The organism is Veillonella sp. CHU732 (assembly GCF_003992085.1).
Classification (GTDB): Bacteria; Bacillota; Negativicutes; order Veillonellales; family Veillonellaceae; genus F0422.
In genome coordinates, this window is sequence record NZ_RQVC01000004.1 from 116,325 (window position 1) to 135,790 (window position 19,466).

Below are 19,466 nucleotides of genomic sequence, written 5' to 3' on the forward strand. Positions count from 1 at the left end.
CAATGACTACAAAATACGAAGATATTTCTGTAAGTATCGTAGAAGGATTGGGTCAATTCCAAGACTGTTATTCAACCGATTTATATTTAGAGTTTAAAGAGCGTTTAGAAGGGCTTAAAGGAAAAGTAGAACAATCGTTACAAGAAGGAAGAGCTTTAAAAATTGGCATTGTCGGAGAAGTAAAGGCGGGGAAATCTTCTTTCTTGAATGCCTTATTATTTAGAGGACATAGTGTATTGCCACAAGCAAGTACGCCAATGACAGCAGCCCTGACCAAAATTTCCTATGGTGAAACTCCTAGTGCAAAAATTGAGTTCTATAATGAAAAAGATTGGGAGAATATAGAAGCATTAGCAGGTGAATATGATAAGTTAGTGGATGAGCAATATAATAATTATTTGCAAAAACAAGAAAAAAATCGTAACTCTTTGAAACCACCAGTTATTAAAACTAAGGAAGAACTGTTATCAACATTTCAAGTTCCAGATAATTTAAAAGGCTGCAAAGAATTGGTAACAATGTTTCATACATCTCAGGAGAATTTACATAACTATTTAGGTACCCAAAAAGAAGTATCCATTGATGATGTGAAAATGGGATTAGATAACTATATTGGTGCTAATGGCAGCTTCACTCCTATTGTGAAACATGTAGAGTTGAAAATTAATGAAGAAATTTTACAAGATTTTGAAATTGTAGATACTCCAGGTCTTAATGACCCAATTGTTAGTCGCTGTATGGTAACTAAAAAATTCTTAAGCGAATGCGATGTGGTATTCTTACTCAGCTATACAGGACAATTTTTAACCCAGGAAGATATTGGGTTTATGTGTAAAACACTACCTAGTGAGGGTGTTAAAGAAATTATTATTGTTGGTAGCAAATTTGACTCTGGACTATTAGATGATAATAAATCTAAAGATTTACGAACAGCTTTAGCAGCTAGTAAATATCGATATGACGAGCAAGCTAGAGAAAATATTAAGCGTATGATTGCTGTGAGTCCTAATAAAGAACGATTATATAAAATTCAAGAGTCTTTGCCACCTAAATATGTATCATCTTACCTATATGGCGCGGCGTTAGCAAAAAAATCCGGAAAACCATACTCTTTAGAACAAGAGCATATGATAAAACGATTTAAAACACAGTTTTCAGATTTTGTGGATGATGCTGGTTTTTTAGCAAGCTTGTCGGGGATTTCAGATATTCATAAAAAACATTTGATTCCATTAAAAGAAGAAAAGAAACGCATTATCGACGAGAAAAATGAAAATTTATTAAATGATAATAAGCTTAAGTTGCTATCTTTATTAGGGGATATTACAGAACAAGCTAGATCCAATAAAGAAAGTTTGGCTCATTCAGATAAACAACAATTAGAGAAAAAATTGGACACTGTTCAAAAAGGCTTGAACTCTGTTAGAAGAGATGTAAAAAGTGTTATTGAAGGCATTGCCATTGATATAGAAAAAGAGTTGTTGCGCTTAAAAAATGAAATGGAAGCAGAAGTTTCTAATCATACTGATATTTTAGTATCTTCCTCTACAGAAACAAATCTTAGAAGTTATAAAGAGGGCTGGTGGATATTTAAGAAAACTAAGTATTATACAGAAACGATTACTAATCATGAGGCGGATGTTAGTGATGTGGTTGATAATATTAGACAGTATATTGTTGAATCCAAAAGAATTGCGAATTTGTGTTTAGATAAATCTGTGGATAGTCATGTAATAGAGCAAAAATTAAAAGCAATTATTCTTGCTGGTTTTGATATGAGTGATACTTCTTTTGATGAGAAGGAAATACTAGTGCCTTTAAGCTTATTAGTGAAAAAAATTAAGGTATCCAATATTAATATTGATACGGATAGTTATGTTGAAGAAGTAGCGGGTCAATTTCCGTATGGTGCAAAAAATAGTGAAATTCATCGACTAAAAATTGCACAAACTAAGGTGCTTGGCAGTGTTTGTAATAAATTACAAGCAGAAATTGATGAAAGTTTACGAAAAATTAAAGTAGAATTAGCATATCAGGCGGATACCTTTGTTGATACCTTAAATGAGAAACTAATGCAAAACATTGAAAATATTAAACATCAAATTCAAAATAAAGCAGAGTCCTTGTTGCGTTATGAAACATTATTAAATCAATTAGGGGACTATAAATTGCAAGTTAAAGAAATGGAGATGTAATATGGATCTATTTGATGAGTTTGAGGATATAGATAGTCAGGAGAGCTTTTTAGATTTTGACTATGTGCCAGATCCTGAAAATAAGTATTTATCTAGTGAAACTGAGGCATTGCAATTCATTGCACAGTTTATTCCTTTAAAAGATACAAAGAGCGACAGTTATTATCAGGAAAAACAACTGAAAAAGATGTTGGAACTACAGTTTTTAAATATGTTTCAAAAAATTGAACTATCTAATAAAGCACAGTTGCAACAACAATTGGAAATGTTAAGCGATAAATTGTTGGAACAGAAAAAATACAATATGTTAAAGGGTAAAGTAGTGATTGGATTAGGTGGTAAATTTAGTGCAGGTAAATCTAAGTTTATTAACTCCTTATTGAAAGCAGGCGAAGAACTTTTGCCAGAAGATCAAAATCCCACTACATCGATCCCTACATATATTGTACAAGGAAAAATGGATGAGATTAATGCGTACACCAATAGTGGTGATAAAGTCACATTAGATTTTGAAGCATTACAGGCATTGACTCATAAATTTTATCGAAAGTTTGGTATTGGCTTTTCTAGCTTTATTCATAGTTTAGTGATTTCTGAAGATGATATGCCATATTCGGGAATGGCATTTTTAGACACACCAGGATATAACAAGCCAGATGCTGTAGATGAGGTACAATTACAAAAAAGTGATAGTGACCAAAATAAAGCCTATGAACAGTTACGAAAAGTAGATTATTTAATTTGGTTGATGGATATTGAAAATGGTGTGATTCAGCAAAACGATATAGAATTTATTGAAAGTTTGAACCTGAAAAATCCTATTCTCATCGTTATCAATAAAGCAGATAAAAAAATTGATAGGGATATTGAGAAAATAGTAAACTTGGTCAATAAAACTGCTGAAGATGCCGGCATTAATGTATTTGGTGTAGCAGCATATTCATCTAGAGAAAATAAAGAGTGGGGCAACACCGATGTAATTCATCGCTTTTTAGAGTTAGCATCTAAAACCAAAGTAAAAAGTGGTGATGTTATGGGAGAAGTGCATGGCATTAAAACTAAAATCCTAGAAGAACTCAAAGTAGGCGAAGCTAGCTGGATTCGAAGTCGAAATCATTTAAGTAATACTATTGCGAATTCTGAGTCTATTTTGGATATTAAGACGTTAGTAGATTTATATGGTGATGCCTTAGAAGGTATCAGGTTAGTTAAGCGAAGTTTATATCAATTTAATGGGTATATGAAAAAATTAGAAAATAAGTTAGAAGAGTATTATGAGGGTTGACAATGGAAGAGGATAATAAAAAGTCAATATTTCCCATTATTACAAAATTAATGGATGAAAATGTAGATGAAGTTTCAGAGTTGGAGTCAAGCTATCAATCTTTAGCCAATGAAATTTTGAAAGACTTGCCAAAGACTCTTGATGATGGAGCATATATTGATAATGCAACAGTGATTAGAAGGATGTCTACTAATTTAGAGATGAATGAAGTATTAGTAAAAATTCCTAGGTTGATTGGTAAGCATTTGATTTCTATGTATAGTAAAGGAACTAAGTTAAAAAAGGCTTTGTCTACTGTTATAGATAATGCAAAGTTTTTAGACCTTAATAATAACCTCCCGCACTTAGTTCTTCCAACCATTGGTGGAGAGTCACATAAATTATATGCATTAACATATTGTGATAAATTAATAGAACTAAGCCTTGATGAATTCCGTTTAATTAATACACAATTATACAAAGTGGGTGTGGAAGGCAGGTCTCTGATTAAGGCATTCATTTCATATCACACAATGAAATATGAACACGAAGCGTATTTATTAATGCCTACATATGTTGAAGAATCTAATGCATTCTATGAGATTTTACAAGATAAAATTGATGAACATGTAATTATTCCACATAAAGAACTGAATTTATATCAAGTAAGAAAATTTCAAAATCAAAAAGATATTTACTTCTTAGGAAGTGAAGAGGCTTTTAATGAACTGAAAGGTAATAATAAATTCCCTGAAGTGATATTTTCAGATGCAGAAGATGCATTACATAGTTTATTAGAAAGTTGGAATCAGTTTACTTTAAATACTATGTTAAGTGCAGAAGTGGAAAGAATACTATTGGACGTTCGCTTATTTTATGCGCGTCGAAGTGGAGAGTTACAGAAGAAATTAGAACGTTTTAATAAAGATATTGTCAGTGTTTCAGATGAAGACCTAAAAGAAGAGATTCAGGGGTATCGCAATAAGTTACGAGATTACGTATCTACCCTTCAAGTAAAATCTAATGACTTTGATAAGGCGTACAATACGATTATTAAAAATGTAGATGACTTTGAAAAAAGCTTGTTTAATATATTCGATTATGCTGATGGAGTGGTAAACTTCAATACCTCTAATTATACACAAGTACTTTTACGAGTATTTTTTAAACATATAGTAGGTAATTTTTTAGTAGAAGCTCATAATGATATTCAAAAACTGCGAAAAGTAGGATACGCACATCTTGAGGCCTGCGAGATAGTAGTAAAATATAAAGAAGGACACTCCCTAACTGTTGATGAAATGGAATATGTTAAGTCCTTGCCTAGCGATAGTTATCAAATTGCTAAAATGCAACTGACATTGTCAAGCAAGGTGAATTTCAGTCAAAAACAAATTCAGAAAATCGTTCCTTATCTAGAACCAATAGAAACGGGAAAAGAGAATTATTATTTGGGATTATATTTGCTAGAGCAAGATCAATACAAAGCAGGAGCTAATAAGTTATTGGAAGCAATGGAATTGGACTATAACTGGGCAGGAAAACGGCTGATGGATTTATATCATATGGATTCAAATCTGATAGACTTAGAAACTTTGGCAATGTATTTGATTCCGGAAGCCAGCTATTTATTAGCAAGAGAAGTTGAAGATACTAAGGCAAGAAAAGCTGATGTATATTATAAAATTGCAGCTTCTAAAGAATATCAAGAAGCTGTAGAGCATTTAGCGGATAAGTTATATGAGGAGTATATTAGACTACCATATCAAGAATGCAAGGATTCTGAGGTGCAAAATTCAATTTATAATGTGATAAATTTATACTTATACTTAATGAAAAAACGTGGAGACAAAAAGTATCAATTACAAATCGGATTATTGTATCATAAAGTACAAGATTATGGTAGAGCATATGAGCTATTGTCAGGGCTATCCAATGAAGAGGCAATATATACATGTGCTAAAATGCTAGAGTATGGCAATGGTGTTTCTAAAAACCTATCAGGGGCTAAAAATTTATATGCAAAAATTTCTAATTATAAGGATGCACATAGTCGATGGACGACAATAGATAATGCTGAAAAAGAAAAGGCAAGAAAAACTACTTATAGTGAATCTAGATCCTATGAACGAAGTTATAGTAGTTCCAGATCTAGTAGTAGTGGTTGTTTCGTTATTACAGCAACTTGTGCAGCTCTAGAGAAGGATAGAAGTTGGACTGATTTAAGTAAATTGCTTAAGTTTAGAAATGCCTTTGTTCGGATGGAAGGTGCAGAATCAGTAGCTGAATATTATCGTTTAGGTCCAATGATTGTTGATAGTATTAATTCAGAAGAACAACCGAAAGAAATGTATCAAAATCTTTGGAATACATATATTGAACCGAGCCTAACAAGTTTCTTTGAAGGGAAACTAGAGGATGTAAAACGCATCTATGTAAATATGTGCAAAATGCTTTGTGAAAAATATGATATTCCAGTAGAAGATCACATTTTGCGAAAATATGAAGCTGGGAAATATAAAAAATCTCAAGATTAAGATGCTGGATTAAAGCGAAAGTTTGGAAAGTAAAAGAGCCTTAATTGATAATTCATATATGCTAGCATATATTGTACAATTTAGGCTCTTTTCTAAAATGTTTTGTTGGATAAATGGAGTATGAATATGAACTGGATGGATACTATAGAAAATAACAATAGCGTGGAACCGATTGAGTTTAATGTTGTTAAAGTTGACCATAATATAAGTCTTGCAGAGGCAATTCAGTTATCTGTGGAGAAAAGTGGCTATGAAGTTGAATTTATTGAAACATTCTATGGAATAGAAATGGATATTAAAATTCCATTTTTAGTTGGAACTGAAGATGATATGATTAATGTAAATATCACAAGAGATGATTATACTATAACTATAGATATAGACATTAGAAGGCCTAATACAATAGAGGAAAAGCTAGATATTCTTGAGTATGTAAATGACAATAATGGCTTTATATCATTTTCTTGGAATAATGAAGAAGAGTTGAGTTTAATTTCTATCTGGATGAGTAGAGAAAGACTGGATGCTGTGGATATGCTACTAGAGCACAGATTGATAAATATTGAGATGGGGAATGCTTATGTAAATGATGATAAAGAGTTAATACAAGAAAAGTTGGCACAAAGAGGAGAACTTGAAGTTTACCGAGATGAAGACCTAGAATTTAATTTATCCGGAGAATGGAATGCTACTCATGGATTTGAGTATAGATATATATTAAGAGATATAAATGAGTTAATTAATGCGATACAAGAGGAAAGAGAAAATATACTTCGGTTTACATAAGATAAAATACAAATTGTCCTTAAATTACAAGCAGAAATTGAACACTTTGCTATAAATAGTTTAACATATTACTTAATAGCGTAGGTGATAGTATAAGGGTAATAATCTATAAATAGAAGTGTTATATTTCAGGTGATATAGAAGTGTCGTAGAATATAGAGTTTAATTTAACAGGAGGGTGGAATGCATCTCAAGAATCAGAAGTAGCGTATATGTTGGGTTACATAAATACATTAATTAGGCGTGTACAAAAAGAATGAGAAAGCTTGCTGAACTTTGTGAAAAATAGATAAACTTGATGATTCTAATAGTTATAAAATTTTGTGTAGTTAGGAGAAAATTATGAACTGGATGGATGATGGAGAAAATAATAATAGCTCGAAACCAATTGAGCTTAAACTGATTAATGTTGATTATAATATAAGCCTAGCAGATGCTATTAAGTTATCTGCGGAAAAAAGTGGTTATGAAGCTGAAATTAGAAAAATAGACCATGGAACTATTGTGGATATTAAAATTCCTTTTTTGTTTACTCAGGAAGAAGATATAATTGTGGTATTTATATATAAGGGAATCTACCTTGTAAGGACAGGTACACTTGTTAGAAAGCCTAATACGTTAGAGGAAAAATTAGCTATTCTCGAATATCTTAGTGACAATAATGGTTTTGTATCATTTTCTTGGGTGAATAGAGATAGAGGGGGCTCTATTCTTCTTGAGAGACGTGGCTGGCGGCTAGATAAGGTTGACAAGAGTCTAGCGTGGGGGAATATAAATATTGAATTTGGTAATGCCCAAGTAGATGGTAATGAAGAGTTAGTTGAAGAAAAGTCCGCATTAAGAGAAAGACTTTCTGTTTATATGGATGAAAATTTAGAGTTTAATATGTCGGGCAAGTGGAATGCTAGTTATGGCTATGAGTATGTATATATATTAGAAGATATAAATCTTTTACTTAGAACAGTACAAGAGGAAAGCGAAAATTTACTCCGGTTCACATAAGATTAAAAGCTCTTATTTTTTAACATGAAGGAATATTCCTTGTAGTTCTTCACTTTTGAATGATATAATTTACTTAATAAACATGATATATAAGTATATACAAGGGAGGTATTCTTATGAGCAATGTAACGTTAACGTATTATGGTCATGCGACGTTTGCTTTAAGCAATGGAGATGTGACATTGGTTTGTGATCCGTTCTTTACAGGCAATACTTGGGATGTGGCAAAGGCGGAAGATATAGAATGCGAATACATTTTTGTATCTCATGGTCATGATGATCATTATGGAGATACCGATGTGATTGCTAAGAAAAATGATGCTCTTGTGATCTCTACGGCTGAGGTGGCAGGTAAAGCGGCGGCAACAGGTGCTCGGACTCACGCGATGCACTTAGGTGGAAAGTTCAATTTCCCATTTGGATCCATTCGTTTGACACCAGCCTTTCATGGTTCAGGAGTGCCAGGCGGACATGCAGCAGGTGTGATCATTGAGTTTTTTGGTAAACGTGTATACTTTGCTGGTGATACTGCATTGTTCAGCGATATGAAATTAATCAGTCGCCATGGTGAAATTGACTATGCTTTACTGCCAATTGGTGATAACTTTACGATGGGTGTGGAAGATGCGGTGACAGCAGCATCTTGGATTCAAGCCAATACAACGATTCCAATTCATTATAAAACGTGGCCTGTGATAGATAAAGAGCCAGCAACCTTTGTGGCGTTGTTAGAAGCAAAACATAAACAAGCTGGACTTGTGGTAGATCCAGGTCAAACCATCGAACTTTAATTACATATCGCTAAGCTTATATTCATTTGGTAAGATAAAAGTATCTTTCCGTGATGAAGTGAAAAAGAAAAGAGCTATCCTTAAAACATTTTGGACTGGTTCTTTTCTTTTTGCATTATTTTCTAATAAATGTACTGCTTGTAAATAGATTATATGTGGAAGTTTTATAAATATTTTAAATCCTTTGTATTGCCGACATATGTTTTGCTATCCATTTACCCATTACGAGTGATTCAAATATCGCTATCTTTCACTGTATAGATTACTGACGTCTCTCCCTTCTCTATGGTATAATAATCTTCACATGGAGGTATCTATGAAATTAACACATTTTGATGAAGGCGGTAATGCGCATATGGTGGATGTGTCCCAAAAGGATCACACAGAGCGCGTGGCTGTAGCAGAAGGGTTTATTACGCTCAGTGAGGAAGCTTTTAGTATTGTGGCTAGCGGGAATGTCAAAAAAGGTGATGTGTTAGCAGTGGCACAATTAGCAGCCATCATGGGAGCGAAACAAACGTCTAACCTTATTCCGTTATGCCATCCATTGGCGTTGACGAAGGTGAGTGTAGACTGTTCCTTGGTAGAAGAGAAACAAGCTGTGTGCATTCGTAGCACAGTGAAAACTACGGGCCCTACAGGGGTGGAAATGGAAGCGTTAACAGCGGTCCAAGTGGGGCTATTAACTGTTTATGATATGGTAAAAGCCGTCGACAAAACTATGACCATTGGTCCTGTGTATCTTGTGGAAAAACAAGGTGGTAAAAGCGGACATTTTAAGCGATAAGATAGTAGGTGAATCATGGAAATTGTATTAGTAGAACCGGAAATTCCTGGTAATACAGGCAATATTGCACGCCTTTGTGCAGCCAATCATATGACACTACATTTGGTGGAACCTTTGGGGTTTTCCATTGAAGATAAATATTTAAAACGAGCAGGTCTTGATTATTGGCATCTAGTAGATGTAAAAATACATAAGTCCTTGGATGAAGTGTATGAACAATATAAAGATCGGCGTTTTTGGTATGCTACGACAAAGGCCGCCCATACCCACGCAGAAGTGCAATATGAAATTGGAGATATGCTCGTGTTTGGTAAAGAAACAAAAGGTTTGCCAGAAGAAATTGTGGCGGCTAATCCAGACACATGCATTCGCATTCCGATGATTGATGAAGCGCGGTCTTTGAATTTATCGAATGCGGTGGCAATCATTGCCTATGAAGCTATGCGCCAACTGGATTTCCCGGATTTGCAGGCCGTTGGACCAGGTGTATCTATCGAGGTGTGACCTCTTGATAGTAGGTGTTGCTCTATAGAAATAGTGTATATAGTCAGTCTAATCATATGGTGTAGTCTATATAGTGAAATATCATAGACTTTCACAGAATGAGCAAAGATTAGATAATATAGACTGTATAGCATACACAATATATGAAAGTATATAAGAATGAAATCCTAATAGGATGGAGGAGGAATTATGAATTACGATTTAGCCTATGAATTACAAAAAGCAATGCGTGACAGCGAAGAACATAAAGAGATGATGGCAGCCCAAGAGGCAATTAAAGACGACCAAGCAGCAAAAGGCATGGTAGAAGAATTTATGTCTTTACAAATGCAATTGGAATATGCAAAAATTGCAGATGCTCCTGAAGCGGAAGAGTTATTGAAAAAATTAGAAGGTTTATTGCCAATGGTACAAGCTAATTCTGGTGCAAATGCGTACTTAACAGCTCATGCACGTTGGACGCAAGTGGCAAACGATATTTATCGTATTATCAGCGAACCAATCACTGAAGGTATGAAAATTTTAGAAAAGGCACAGTAATATGAACGCTGTATGGGAAGCATTGCAACAGGTGGTTCCATCGGATCGTATCCAAAGAAATGCCTTGTTAGCGTCTTTCACGACCTTTCAAATAGGAGGACCTGCGGATTTACTTGTATTACCTCACTCTGTGCAGGAATTGCAAGATTGTATGCATGTATTGAGTGAGCATGGTATTGAACCTTTTGTGCTAGGTCTAGGCTCTAATGTATTGATTCAAGATGGAGGCATGCGTGGCGTTGTGCTTTGCTTGAAAGAATTACAAGAGGAACAACACCGTAATGGTACTACGATTATCATGAGTGCAGGGTATACGTTGAAAGAAGTATCTGAATATGCCCAACGTGAAAGTTTGAGCGGATTGGAATTTGCTATCGGTATTCCTGGTAGTTTAGGTGGAGCTGTATTCATGAATGCAGGTGCCTATGATGGCGAAATGGATCAAGTAGTAACTGGCGTAGATGCAGTCGATATGCAAGGGAACTTGCAGCACTATAGCCGAGAAGAGTTACAGTTTGCCTATCGTCATAGCCGCTTCCACGAGAACCATGAAATTATTGTTCGTGTGACTATGGAATTACAGGAAGGAAACCCTGAGGATATCCAAAGTCGCATGGATGAATTGACAGAAAAACGAGAGTCTAAACAACCCTTAGAACATGCTAGCGCAGGGTCTACCTTCAAGCGCCCACCGGGATATTATGCAGGAACTTTGATTGACCAAACAGGTTTGAAAGGTTTATCCGTAGGACCTGCAGAGGTGTCTATGAAGCACGCTGGATTTGTGGTCAATCGTGGAGGTGCTACAGCCAATGATGTGTTGGGTGTAATTCATGAAGTACAAAAGCGGATTCATGCAGTTCATGGGGTACAGTTAGAACCAGAAGTGCGTATTTTAGGAGAAGCTCAAGAGCGAACTAGTTCTGTAGTCACTGTTGTAAGAGCTAAAGAAGCAGATATTCCAGCGTTGTCTAAATTATGTGCTGACACATTTAGAGAAACTTTCAGTCACGACAATACGGAAGAGGAGTTACAAGCCTTCTTCGATGAGGCCTATAACTATGATGTATTGAAACGTGAGTTGGCCCATGATGAGAGCGAAACATACCTAGCTTATGTAGATGATGTGTTGGCAGGATATTTGAAAGTAAACTGGGGCGACGCACAAACAGATCGTAAATTAGAGAATGCCTTTGAAGTACAGCGCCTATATGTGCTCAAGGAGTACCATGGACAAGGCGTGGGTAAAGCCTTGTTTGAAAAAGCCTTGCGCATCGCTGAGTCTGGTAATTTTTCTTGGGCATGGTTAGGCGTTTGGGAGAAAAATTATAAAGCACAACGTTTTTATACACAGTATGGGTTTGAAAAATTTGGAGAACACCAATTTGTGGTGACTCCAGAGAAGGTTGATATCGATTGGTTGTTGAAGAAATCTTTAGGATAATCCTTGACATATCCATTGTATTTTGAGTATAATATTTCGGTAAGCAATTTGTACGGACTTCCACTAGCCCCGGAAGGTGGCAATTGCTTCTGTTAATACATTCTTGTTATTAGGAGGAAAGCAGCATGAAAACTACATTTATGGCCAATGCGAACAATATTGAACGCAAATGGTATGTTGTTGACGCTGAAGGTAAAACTTTAGGACGTCTTGCTGCCGAAGTTGCTAAAGTTCTTCGGGGCAAACATAAACCAACTTTTACACCACATGCAGACACTGGTGACCACGTTATCGTTGTGAACGCAGAAAAAGTTCGTGTAACAGGTAAAAAATTATTACAAAAAGAATATTTCCGTCATTCTGGTTATCCAGGCGGATCCCGTTTCACTACACTTGCTATGATGTTGGAAAAACATCCTGAGCGCGTAATCGAAATGGCAGTTAAAGGTATGCTTCCAAAAAATAAATTGGGTGCACAACAATACCGTAAATTGAATGTATACGCTGGCGCAGAGCATCCACATGCTGCTCAAAAACCAGAAGTTTTGGAATTAGATATCCGTTAATACCGGGAGGAGGAACATATAATGGCAGTAGCACAATACTACGGCACTGGTCGTAGAAAATCTTCCGTTGCTAGAGTTCGTCTGGTACCGGGTACAGGTAAAATCACTGTAAACAAACGCGAATTAAATGAATATTTCGGTCGTCAAACTCTTGAGTTGATTGTTAAACAACCATTGGTATTAACAAATACTTTAGAACAATACGACGTTGTGGCAACTGTAGCTGGTGGCGGCCCATCCGGTCAAGCTGGTGCAATTCGTCACGGTGTGTCCCGTGCATTATTAGAAGTTGATGGCGAACTTCGTCAAGGTCTTAAAAAGGCTGGCTTCTTGACTCGTGACCCACGTATGAAAGAACGTAAAAAATACGGTCTTAAAAAAGCTCGTAAAGCATCTCAATTCTCCAAACGTTAATTTGGCGATTACAGAACCCAGTACCCTTATGGTGCTGGGTTTTTTGTTACCTCTGGAGGATCTGTGTTAATAGTGAAAGGGATGATACTACATGGATAAACTAATAAGACTATTGGGAGTGGTAGCTGTGGCACTGATCATATGGTATTTGCCACATACGCCAGAAATTTCTGATCAAGGGTGGCATTTATTAGCTATCTTTACAGCCACTATTGTGGGCTTTATACTACGACCGTATCCCACTGGGGTAATGGCATTTATGGGATCTGCGGCGGCAGTAGCTACTAGTTCGATTAAGATGAATGAAGCGTTATTAGGCTATGCAGAGCCTAATGTATGGCTTATCGTGTCGGCTATCTTCTTTTCTAGAGGAATCATTAACTCTGGATTAGGGCGACGCATTGCGTATACCTTAATTCATTGGTTCGGTACGAGTACGTTACGTTTGGCCTATGCGCTAGCGATGACTGATTTAATAATTTCTCCAGCTACCCCATCGAATACAGCTCGTGGAGGTGGTATTATCTATCCTATCGTGCAAAATATTTCCATGGCTTTTGACTCGAGACCAGGAGAAACGGCACGTCGCATGGGAGCCTACCTAATGACTACGGCTCACACAGTAAATGCCTGTACAGTGACTGTATTCTTGACCGCTTGTAGTGGTAACTTGTTGATTACATCTTTAGGAGCAAAATTATTTGGCTACACTGTGACATGGTGGGAGTGGTTTTTAGCAGGAGCTTTGCCTGGTTTGCTCAGTATGGTTATCATGCCTTGGTTTATTTATAAGATTTACCCACCTGAAATCAAAGAAACACCAGAAGCTCCAGCTATGGCTCGTGAAGAGTTAGATAAACTAGGTCCGATCACGACGATGGAAAAAAAGGTAGCAGCTATCTTTGTGGGGGCAATTCTACTCTGGTCTACTACGACAATTACGGGTTTACATGCGACGGTCATTGCGGTTATGGCAGTATTGGCCTGTGTCATTAGCGAATGTCTTACATGGGATGATATTTTGAAAGAAACCACAGGTTGGGATATTTTAATCTGGATGGGTACTCTAGTAGGTATGGCTGGATTGCTTGGTAAATTAGGCGTTGTAGCTGTCTTTGCAAAATTCGTCAGCACTATGTTAGGTGGTATGTCTTGGGAGTGGGCGGCATTGATTATTTCGTTAGTCTTTGTATACTCGCAGTATTTCTTCGCCAGTGGTACCGCTCGTATTACCGCATTATTTTCTGCCTTTGCGTCTATCTTAATTGCCTTGGGAGCACCAATTCCTTATGCGATTTTAATGTTTGGCTTGATGAATAGCCCCGGCTGTACGTTGACACATTATAGCTCTGGGGTAACACCAATCTTCTTTGGCAGTCACTACGTGCCACAAGTAACGTGGTGGAAAGTAGGATTTTATATTTCCGTATTGAATTATATCTTCCATTTCTTCTTTGGTAACCTAAGCATGAAGTTGTTTGGAATCATCTAAGATGGTGTAGATAGAGAAATACTTCCTGTGTAGTCATCGCAGTGCATGAGTAGATGATTTCTCTGTAATGATGATAGTATATGACTCCATAGAGGTAATGGTAGTATATAACTCTATAGGAATAATGGATGTATATCCTTTATAATTAGAACTAGAATAGGTTTTATAGAAGGTTGTGCTGAAATGCCATAGGTGCATTTCAGTACAATCTTTTTTTGCGCTGTTTTAAATGTGGTGGCTCATATATGCGTGGTTCTGACGTTTGTGATAGAGATTTTAAGAAATGAAAATAATAATTAAGAAATATAGAAGTATCATTATAAATTCTACTTTCATCATAAGTGATAATAATAAAAATAAATTATTATATTTTTAATAATGATACTTATTGAAAATGCTTGGACTTTCATGTATAATAATGATAATGATAATGAAAGAAAAATCCATCCAAGAGGTACGCATGAAAAAATATAAACAAAAAGGCAAACGTTGGGAAATTGCCGAACATCAAGAAGAAGTAGAATCTCAATTGACCTCTGGATTAGCAGTGCATCCTATTGTTTCTCATTTATTGGCAAATCGTGGGATTACCACTGTAGAAGAAGGTCGAACATTCTTATATAGCACAATGGATGATTTATTAGATCCTTTTATGTTAAAAGGTATGGCACAGGCTGTGGAAGAAATCGAAAGCGTCTTAGCCATGAATGGGTCCATTGTCATTTACGGAGATTATGATGTGGATGGTATTACTGCTACATCACTAATGTACCGATTTTTTTCGCGCTTAGGAGCGAATGTAACCTATTATATTCCAGAGCGACAAAGTGAAGGCTATGGTCTCAACTTAGAAGCTTTGGAATATTTGATTGCTCAAAAAACAGATTTAATTATTTCTGTAGATTGTGGTATTAGTTCCTATGATATTGTAGAAGCTGTGAGAGATCGCGTGTCTATGATTATTACGGACCATCATACATCACCACCGCAAATACCAAGAGCTACAGCGGTGGTAAACCATAAACAACCAGGGTGTCCCTATGCAGATAAAAATTTATCTGGTGTAGGTGTGGCTTTCAAAGTATGCCAAGCGTTGTGGAAACGTTGTACTGGTGAAGAATATCGAGAAGATTTAGATATTGTAGCCTTGGGTACGGTAGCTGATGTGGTTCCCTTAGTGGGAGAAAATCGGATCATCGTCCGTGAAGGTTTGCGTAAAATGACAGAGTCCCCCAATGTAGGGATTCAAGCTTTAGTGCAAGTTGCAGGCTTAGAAGGTAAAATGTTATCTGCAGGTCATATTGGGTTTACCTTAGCACCACGATTAAATGCAGCAGGTCGTGTGACACATGCGACGCGTGCTGTAGAATTGCTGATTACCACAGAGCCAGCTGAGGCCATGGATATTGCAGAAGAGTTGCAAGAAACAAATGCGGAGCGACAACAGATTGAACGGGCTATTTTTGAAGAAGCCTATCAATCGGTATTAGCACAAGGAAGTTTGGCGGATCAATGTATTGTGGTGGCGGGCGAAGGCTGGCATCCTGGCGTTATCGGTATCGTTGCGTCCCGTTTAGTAGAAGCCTTTTATAAACCGACCATGGTGATTAGCATCCATGATGGCATAGGCAAGGGCTCTTGTCGGAGTATTGATCATTGTAATATGTATGATATGTTAACCTATGCAGGAGATACATTAATTCAGTTTGGTGGTCATGCACAGGCGGCAGGATTTAGTGTACAAGCAGAACAGATTGATGCTTTGCGTGAAAAAGCTAGTGAATTTTGCCGTAAGCAGTTAACAGAAGAAGATTATATTCCCATTGTTACCATTGATGGCGCTATGCATAGCGATGATATTAGTATTGACCTGATTGATCAAATTGCTACCTTGGAGCCTTATGGTATGGGCAATAGTACGCCTGTTTTTGCCCTTCCTAAGATTCGTGTACAGAATCTCTACCCTATGGGCTTTCAAAAAAATCATTGTAAGATTATTCTACAAGGTCAACAGGGCCCTATTGATGCGGTGGCTTGGCAAGGGGAACATTATATGCAAGAAATCTTTGCTGATGACCCTGTAAAAGTAGCCTTTTCCTTGCAGAAAAATGAATGGCAAGGTGTGGTGACGCCACAGCTTATTGTGCAAGACTTGGAGCCGCTTTCACAGCAACGAGAACGATTAGAAGTAGATAGTTTGCGTAAATTGTATACGGTGGTGAAACAAATTTTCCGATCTCCCACAGCACCGAAATATATTGTAGAACGGGAAACCTTGGAAAGCCGACCTCAAGAGATGACTTCTCGAGAAGCTATTCTTGCCCTTGAAGTGTTTAAGGAATTAGGCATTTTGAAAGAAGAAGTATTAGAAGATGGACGTCATGTATATCGCTGGGTGAATGTGCAACAAAAGTTGGAACTTCACACATCCTTGACGTTTATGACATATAGTCAGGAGGGAGCATAATGGTAAGTACTATAAATACCCCTCAGGAGCATACATTTAATAAAGAACGAGAATATGGACAATTTATGGACCGTGTTCGGTCCTATTTACCAGAAGAAGACTGGCCAGTCATAGAGCGTGCGTTTGCACTGGCAGATAAAGCCCATGCGCCACAAAAACGGGCTTCTGGAGAACCGTATATCTTACACCCATTAGGGGTTGCCACTATATTGAGCGAACTACAAATTGATCGATCCACCCTGGTATCTGCTTTATTACATGATGTGGTGGAAGATACGGAGATAAGCTTAGAAGAAATAGAAGAACAATTTGGACCAGAAGTGGCGTTCTTGGTGGATGGGGTTACAAAACTGAATCAATTTCAGTACCAAACGAAAGAAGAACAGCAAATTGAAAATTATCGGAAGATGATTTTAGCCATGGCAAAAGATGTGCGTGTAGTGGTCATCAAATTAGGGGACCGCTTGCACAATATGCGTACCTTAAAGCATATGCGGCCTGATAAACAACAGCGCATTGCCCAAGAAACATTAGAAATTTTTGCGCCATTAGCACATCGCTTAGGTATTTTTAATATTAAATGGGAACTAGAGGACTTATCGTTCCGTTATTTAGAACCAGAAAAATATTATGACCTAGTACAACAGATGAGTGAAAAACGACAAGCTCGTGAGGATATCGTAAATGATACGATGAATACTTTGAAAGATGCTTTGGAACATGCTCATATTAAAGCAGATGTAAAAGGTCGTCCCAAACACTTTTATAGTATTTATAAGAAGATGAAAAAGGACAATCGTGATTTATCGCAAATTTACGATTTGTATGCAGTGCGTGTCATCGTAGATACAATTCCAGATTGCTATGCTGTGTTAGGTACAGTACATAGTTTGTGGAAACCGTTGCCGTATCGATTTAAAGATTATATTGCGATGCCGAAGTCGAATATGTATCAATCCTTGCACACCACCGTCATAGGCACAAAAGGTCAGCCTGTAGAGATTCAAATTCGTACCTGGGATATGCATCGTGTGTCTGAATATGGTGTAGCCGCTCATTGGCGCTATAAAGAGGGTAATAAAGGCAAGGCAGAAGCTGATTTTGATGCAAAGGTAGGCTGGATTCGTCAAGTTCTTGAGTGGCAGGATGCCAGTGATCCAAAAGAATTGTTGAATGCATTAAAACTAGATGTTTTTACAGGAGAAGTATTCGTCTTTACTCCAAAAGGTGACGTTATGAAGTTGCCGAAAGGCACAGTGCCACTGGATTTTGCTTATCGTGTTCATACCGATGTGGGGAATAAATGCGTAGGAGCCAAAATTAATGGTAAGATTGTTCCTTTGGATTATGAATTACAAAATGGGGACATCGTTGAAATCGTCACTTCTAAAAATGGCAAACCACGGTTAGACTGGTTGAATATTGTGGGCTCTACAGAAAGTAAGACAAAGATTCGAAACTGGTTCAAGCGAGAAAATAAAGAAGAAAATATCGTCAAAGGTAAAGAACTATTAGAAAAAGAAGCGAAACGCTTAGGCTATGATTGGAAAGACTTAACAAAAAATGGTCGCTTAGAAAAGATTGGAAAATCTTTGAATGCTGGCGGCGAAGCTGAGCTATACTCTGCCGTTGGATTTGGTGGACTTTCAGTGAATACAGTATTGCTCAGATTAGTGGACATTCATAAGCAGGAAGTCGCTAAGGAAGAGCAGCGAAAAGATACGATGGCTGTCATCGACCGTCTTAAAGTACATCAAGGAAAATCTAAGAAAAGTAGCAGTGGTGTTCTCGTAAAAGGTGAAGCTGGTGTGATGGTTCGTATGGCTCGTTGTTGTAACCCTGTACCAGGAGACGATATTATTGGTTATATTACAAGAGGCCGAGGCGTTTCTGTACATCGTGCAGATTGTACCAATATTGGTCATACCTCAGATGATTTGAATCGTATGATTGAGGTTGACTGGGAAGGAGCTACACTGGATCAATTCCAAGTAAGTGTGTCCGTGCATGCCTATGATCGCAGTGGTTTGTTGATGGAAGTGATGGCAGTCTTGTCAGAAATGAAAATTAACATTTCCAATATTAATGCGAAAACTGACGAGGCAAAAGATGTAACTATTCATTTAATGTTAGATATTAAAGATTTGTCACAACTCGATTATGTGATGACGAAGTTGCGTCGAGTGAAAGATGTATATTCAGTCCATCGAGGAGGGAAAGCATGAGAGCTGTTGTACAACGTGTGAGTTCTTCTTCGGTTACCGTAGATGGGTCTGTTATTGGTAGTACGAAGCAAGGACTTCTAGTGCTAGTAGGTGTAACAGATACGGATACAACAGAGGATATACAATATATCTGCGATAAGGTCAGTCACTTACGCATCTTTGAAGATGAACAGGATAAGATGAACCTATCCGTATTAGACGTAGGTGGTGAGGTGTGCGTAGTGTCGCAATTTACCCTCTATGGAGATGCGCGCAAGGGTCGTCGACCGAACTTTATGAAAGCAGCACCACCAGAGATGGCAGAGTGCTTATATCTGGAGCTAGTAGAGGCTTTCAAAGGAAGAGGCTTAATAGTGAGTACAGGTCAATTTCAAGCACATATGCAAGTGGAATTGGTCAATGATGGACCTGTGACGATTCTATTAGATAGTAGTAAAGAGTTTTAATGGAGT

Annotated in this window: 16 protein-coding genes and 1 pseudogene; all 17 read left to right on the forward strand. The window is 37.1% G+C overall.

What is annotated here, in order from left to right:
• Positions 1 to 2 precede the first annotated feature (2 nt).
• Complete coding sequence (locus tag EO121_RS02945) at positions 3 to 2,195, forward strand: dynamin family protein (protein WP_127165891.1); 2,193 nt, start codon at positions 3 to 5, stop codon at positions 2,193 to 2,195.
• A 1-nt stretch (position 2,196) separates the two neighbouring features.
• Positions 2,197 to 3,480, forward strand: coding sequence for a dynamin family protein (locus EO121_RS02950; RefSeq protein WP_127165892.1), 1,284 nt, complete (start codon positions 2,197 to 2,199; stop codon positions 3,478 to 3,480).
• A gap of 2 nt (positions 3,481 to 3,482) precedes the next feature.
• Positions 3,483 to 5,996 carry a hypothetical protein gene (locus tag EO121_RS02955; RefSeq protein WP_127165894.1) on the forward strand — a complete coding sequence of 838 codons (2,514 nt, stop codon included), beginning with the start codon at positions 3,483 to 3,485 and terminating at the stop codon, positions 5,994 to 5,996.
• 126 nt (positions 5,997 to 6,122) lie between these two features.
• Positions 6,123 to 6,782: a hypothetical protein gene (locus EO121_RS02960; protein ID WP_127165896.1), complete on the forward strand. Its 660-nt coding sequence runs from the start codon at positions 6,123 to 6,125 to the stop codon at positions 6,780 to 6,782.
• A 342-nt stretch (positions 6,783 to 7,124) separates the two neighbouring features.
• The gene (locus tag EO121_RS02965; protein WP_127165898.1) at positions 7,125 to 7,784 is read left to right on the forward strand and encodes a hypothetical protein; all 660 of its coding nucleotides are present in this window, start codon (positions 7,125 to 7,127) and stop codon (positions 7,782 to 7,784) included.
• 116 nt (positions 7,785 to 7,900) lie between these two features.
• Positions 7,901 to 8,575 carry a metal-dependent hydrolase gene (locus EO121_RS02970; RefSeq protein WP_127165900.1) on the forward strand — a complete coding sequence of 225 codons (675 nt, stop codon included), beginning with the start codon at positions 7,901 to 7,903 and terminating at the stop codon, positions 8,573 to 8,575.
• Between the two features lie 316 nt (positions 8,576 to 8,891).
• On the forward strand, positions 8,892 to 9,362 hold the full coding sequence (gene moaC, locus EO121_RS02975; protein ID WP_127165902.1) for a cyclic pyranopterin monophosphate synthase MoaC: 471 nt from the start codon (positions 8,892 to 8,894) through the stop codon (positions 9,360 to 9,362).
• Between the two features lie 15 nt (positions 9,363 to 9,377).
• On the forward strand, positions 9,378 to 9,866 hold the full coding sequence (gene trmL, locus EO121_RS02980) for a tRNA (uridine(34)/cytosine(34)/5-carboxymethylaminomethyluridine(34)-2'-O)-methyltransferase TrmL (RefSeq protein WP_009352837.1): 489 nt from the start codon (positions 9,378 to 9,380) through the stop codon (positions 9,864 to 9,866).
• Positions 9,867 to 10,055: 189 nt separating this feature from the next.
• The gene (locus EO121_RS02985; RefSeq protein WP_127147812.1) at positions 10,056 to 10,406 is read left to right on the forward strand and encodes a YlbF family regulator; all 351 of its coding nucleotides are present in this window, start codon (positions 10,056 to 10,058) and stop codon (positions 10,404 to 10,406) included.
• Between the two features lies 1 nt (position 10,407).
• A pseudogene (murB, locus tag EO121_RS08760) lies at positions 10,408 to 11,310 on the forward strand (UDP-N-acetylmuramate dehydrogenase); the annotation flags it as partial.
• The gene (locus tag EO121_RS08765; protein WP_240629384.1) at positions 11,293 to 11,850 is read left to right on the forward strand and encodes a GNAT family N-acetyltransferase; all 558 of its coding nucleotides are present in this window, start codon (positions 11,293 to 11,295) and stop codon (positions 11,848 to 11,850) included. The pseudogene murB and the gene EO121_RS08765, both read left to right, overlap by 18 nt.
• Before the next feature lie 125 nt (positions 11,851 to 11,975).
• Positions 11,976 to 12,416, forward strand: coding sequence for a 50S ribosomal protein L13 (gene rplM / locus EO121_RS02995; protein WP_009352918.1), 441 nt, complete (start codon positions 11,976 to 11,978; stop codon positions 12,414 to 12,416).
• Positions 12,417 to 12,437: 21 nt separating this feature from the next.
• Positions 12,438 to 12,830, forward strand: a complete 393-nt coding sequence (gene rpsI, locus EO121_RS03000) for a 30S ribosomal protein S9 (protein WP_009352806.1) — start codon at positions 12,438 to 12,440, stop codon at positions 12,828 to 12,830.
• A gap of 91 nt (positions 12,831 to 12,921) precedes the next feature.
• Entirely contained in the window at positions 12,922 to 14,322 is a 1,401-nt protein-coding gene (locus tag EO121_RS03005; RefSeq protein ID WP_127165904.1) for a DASS family sodium-coupled anion symporter, read from the forward strand.
• Positions 14,323 to 14,782: 460 nt separating this feature from the next.
• Positions 14,783 to 16,789: a single-stranded-DNA-specific exonuclease RecJ gene (gene recJ / locus EO121_RS03010; protein ID WP_127165906.1), complete on the forward strand. Its 2,007-nt coding sequence runs from the start codon at positions 14,783 to 14,785 to the stop codon at positions 16,787 to 16,789.
• Positions 16,790 to 16,854: 65 nt separating this feature from the next.
• A complete protein-coding gene (locus tag EO121_RS03015; protein WP_370447202.1) occupies positions 16,855 to 19,014 on the forward strand; it encodes a bifunctional (p)ppGpp synthetase/guanosine-3',5'-bis(diphosphate) 3'-pyrophosphohydrolase in 2,160 nt (719 codons plus the stop codon).
• On the forward strand, positions 19,011 to 19,460 hold the full coding sequence (gene dtd / locus EO121_RS03020) for a D-aminoacyl-tRNA deacylase (RefSeq protein WP_127165909.1): 450 nt from the start codon (positions 19,011 to 19,013) through the stop codon (positions 19,458 to 19,460). Before EO121_RS03015 ends, dtd begins: the two co-directional genes overlap by 4 nt.
• Positions 19,461 to 19,466 lie beyond the last annotated feature (6 nt).

Coding starts and splice junctions, on each gene's coding strand:
- EO121_RS02945 (WP_127165891.1), top strand. CDS start 3: ATGACTACAAAATACGAAGATATTTCTGTAAGTATCGTAGAAGGATTG.
- EO121_RS02950 (WP_127165892.1), top strand. CDS start 2,197: ATGGATCTATTTGATGAGTTTGAGGATATAGATAGTCAGGAGAGCTTT.
- EO121_RS02955 (WP_127165894.1), top strand. CDS start 3,483: ATGGAAGAGGATAATAAAAAGTCAATATTTCCCATTATTACAAAATTA.
- EO121_RS02960 (WP_127165896.1), top strand. CDS start 6,123: ATGAACTGGATGGATACTATAGAAAATAACAATAGCGTGGAACCGATT.
- EO121_RS02965 (WP_127165898.1), top strand. CDS start 7,125: ATGAACTGGATGGATGATGGAGAAAATAATAATAGCTCGAAACCAATT.
- EO121_RS02970 (WP_127165900.1), top strand. CDS start 7,901: ATGAGCAATGTAACGTTAACGTATTATGGTCATGCGACGTTTGCTTTA.
- moaC (WP_127165902.1), top strand. CDS start 8,892: ATGAAATTAACACATTTTGATGAAGGCGGTAATGCGCATATGGTGGAT.
- trmL (WP_009352837.1), top strand. CDS start 9,378: ATGGAAATTGTATTAGTAGAACCGGAAATTCCTGGTAATACAGGCAAT.
- EO121_RS02985 (WP_127147812.1), top strand. CDS start 10,056: ATGAATTACGATTTAGCCTATGAATTACAAAAAGCAATGCGTGACAGC.
- rplM (WP_009352918.1), top strand. CDS start 11,976: ATGAAAACTACATTTATGGCCAATGCGAACAATATTGAACGCAAATGG.
- rpsI (WP_009352806.1), top strand. CDS start 12,438: ATGGCAGTAGCACAATACTACGGCACTGGTCGTAGAAAATCTTCCGTT.
- EO121_RS03005 (WP_127165904.1), top strand. CDS start 12,922: ATGGATAAACTAATAAGACTATTGGGAGTGGTAGCTGTGGCACTGATC.
- recJ (WP_127165906.1), top strand. CDS start 14,783: ATGAAAAAATATAAACAAAAAGGCAAACGTTGGGAAATTGCCGAACAT.
- EO121_RS03015 (WP_370447202.1), top strand. CDS start 16,855: ATGGACCGTGTTCGGTCCTATTTACCAGAAGAAGACTGGCCAGTCATA.
- dtd (WP_127165909.1), top strand. CDS start 19,011: ATGAGAGCTGTTGTACAACGTGTGAGTTCTTCTTCGGTTACCGTAGAT.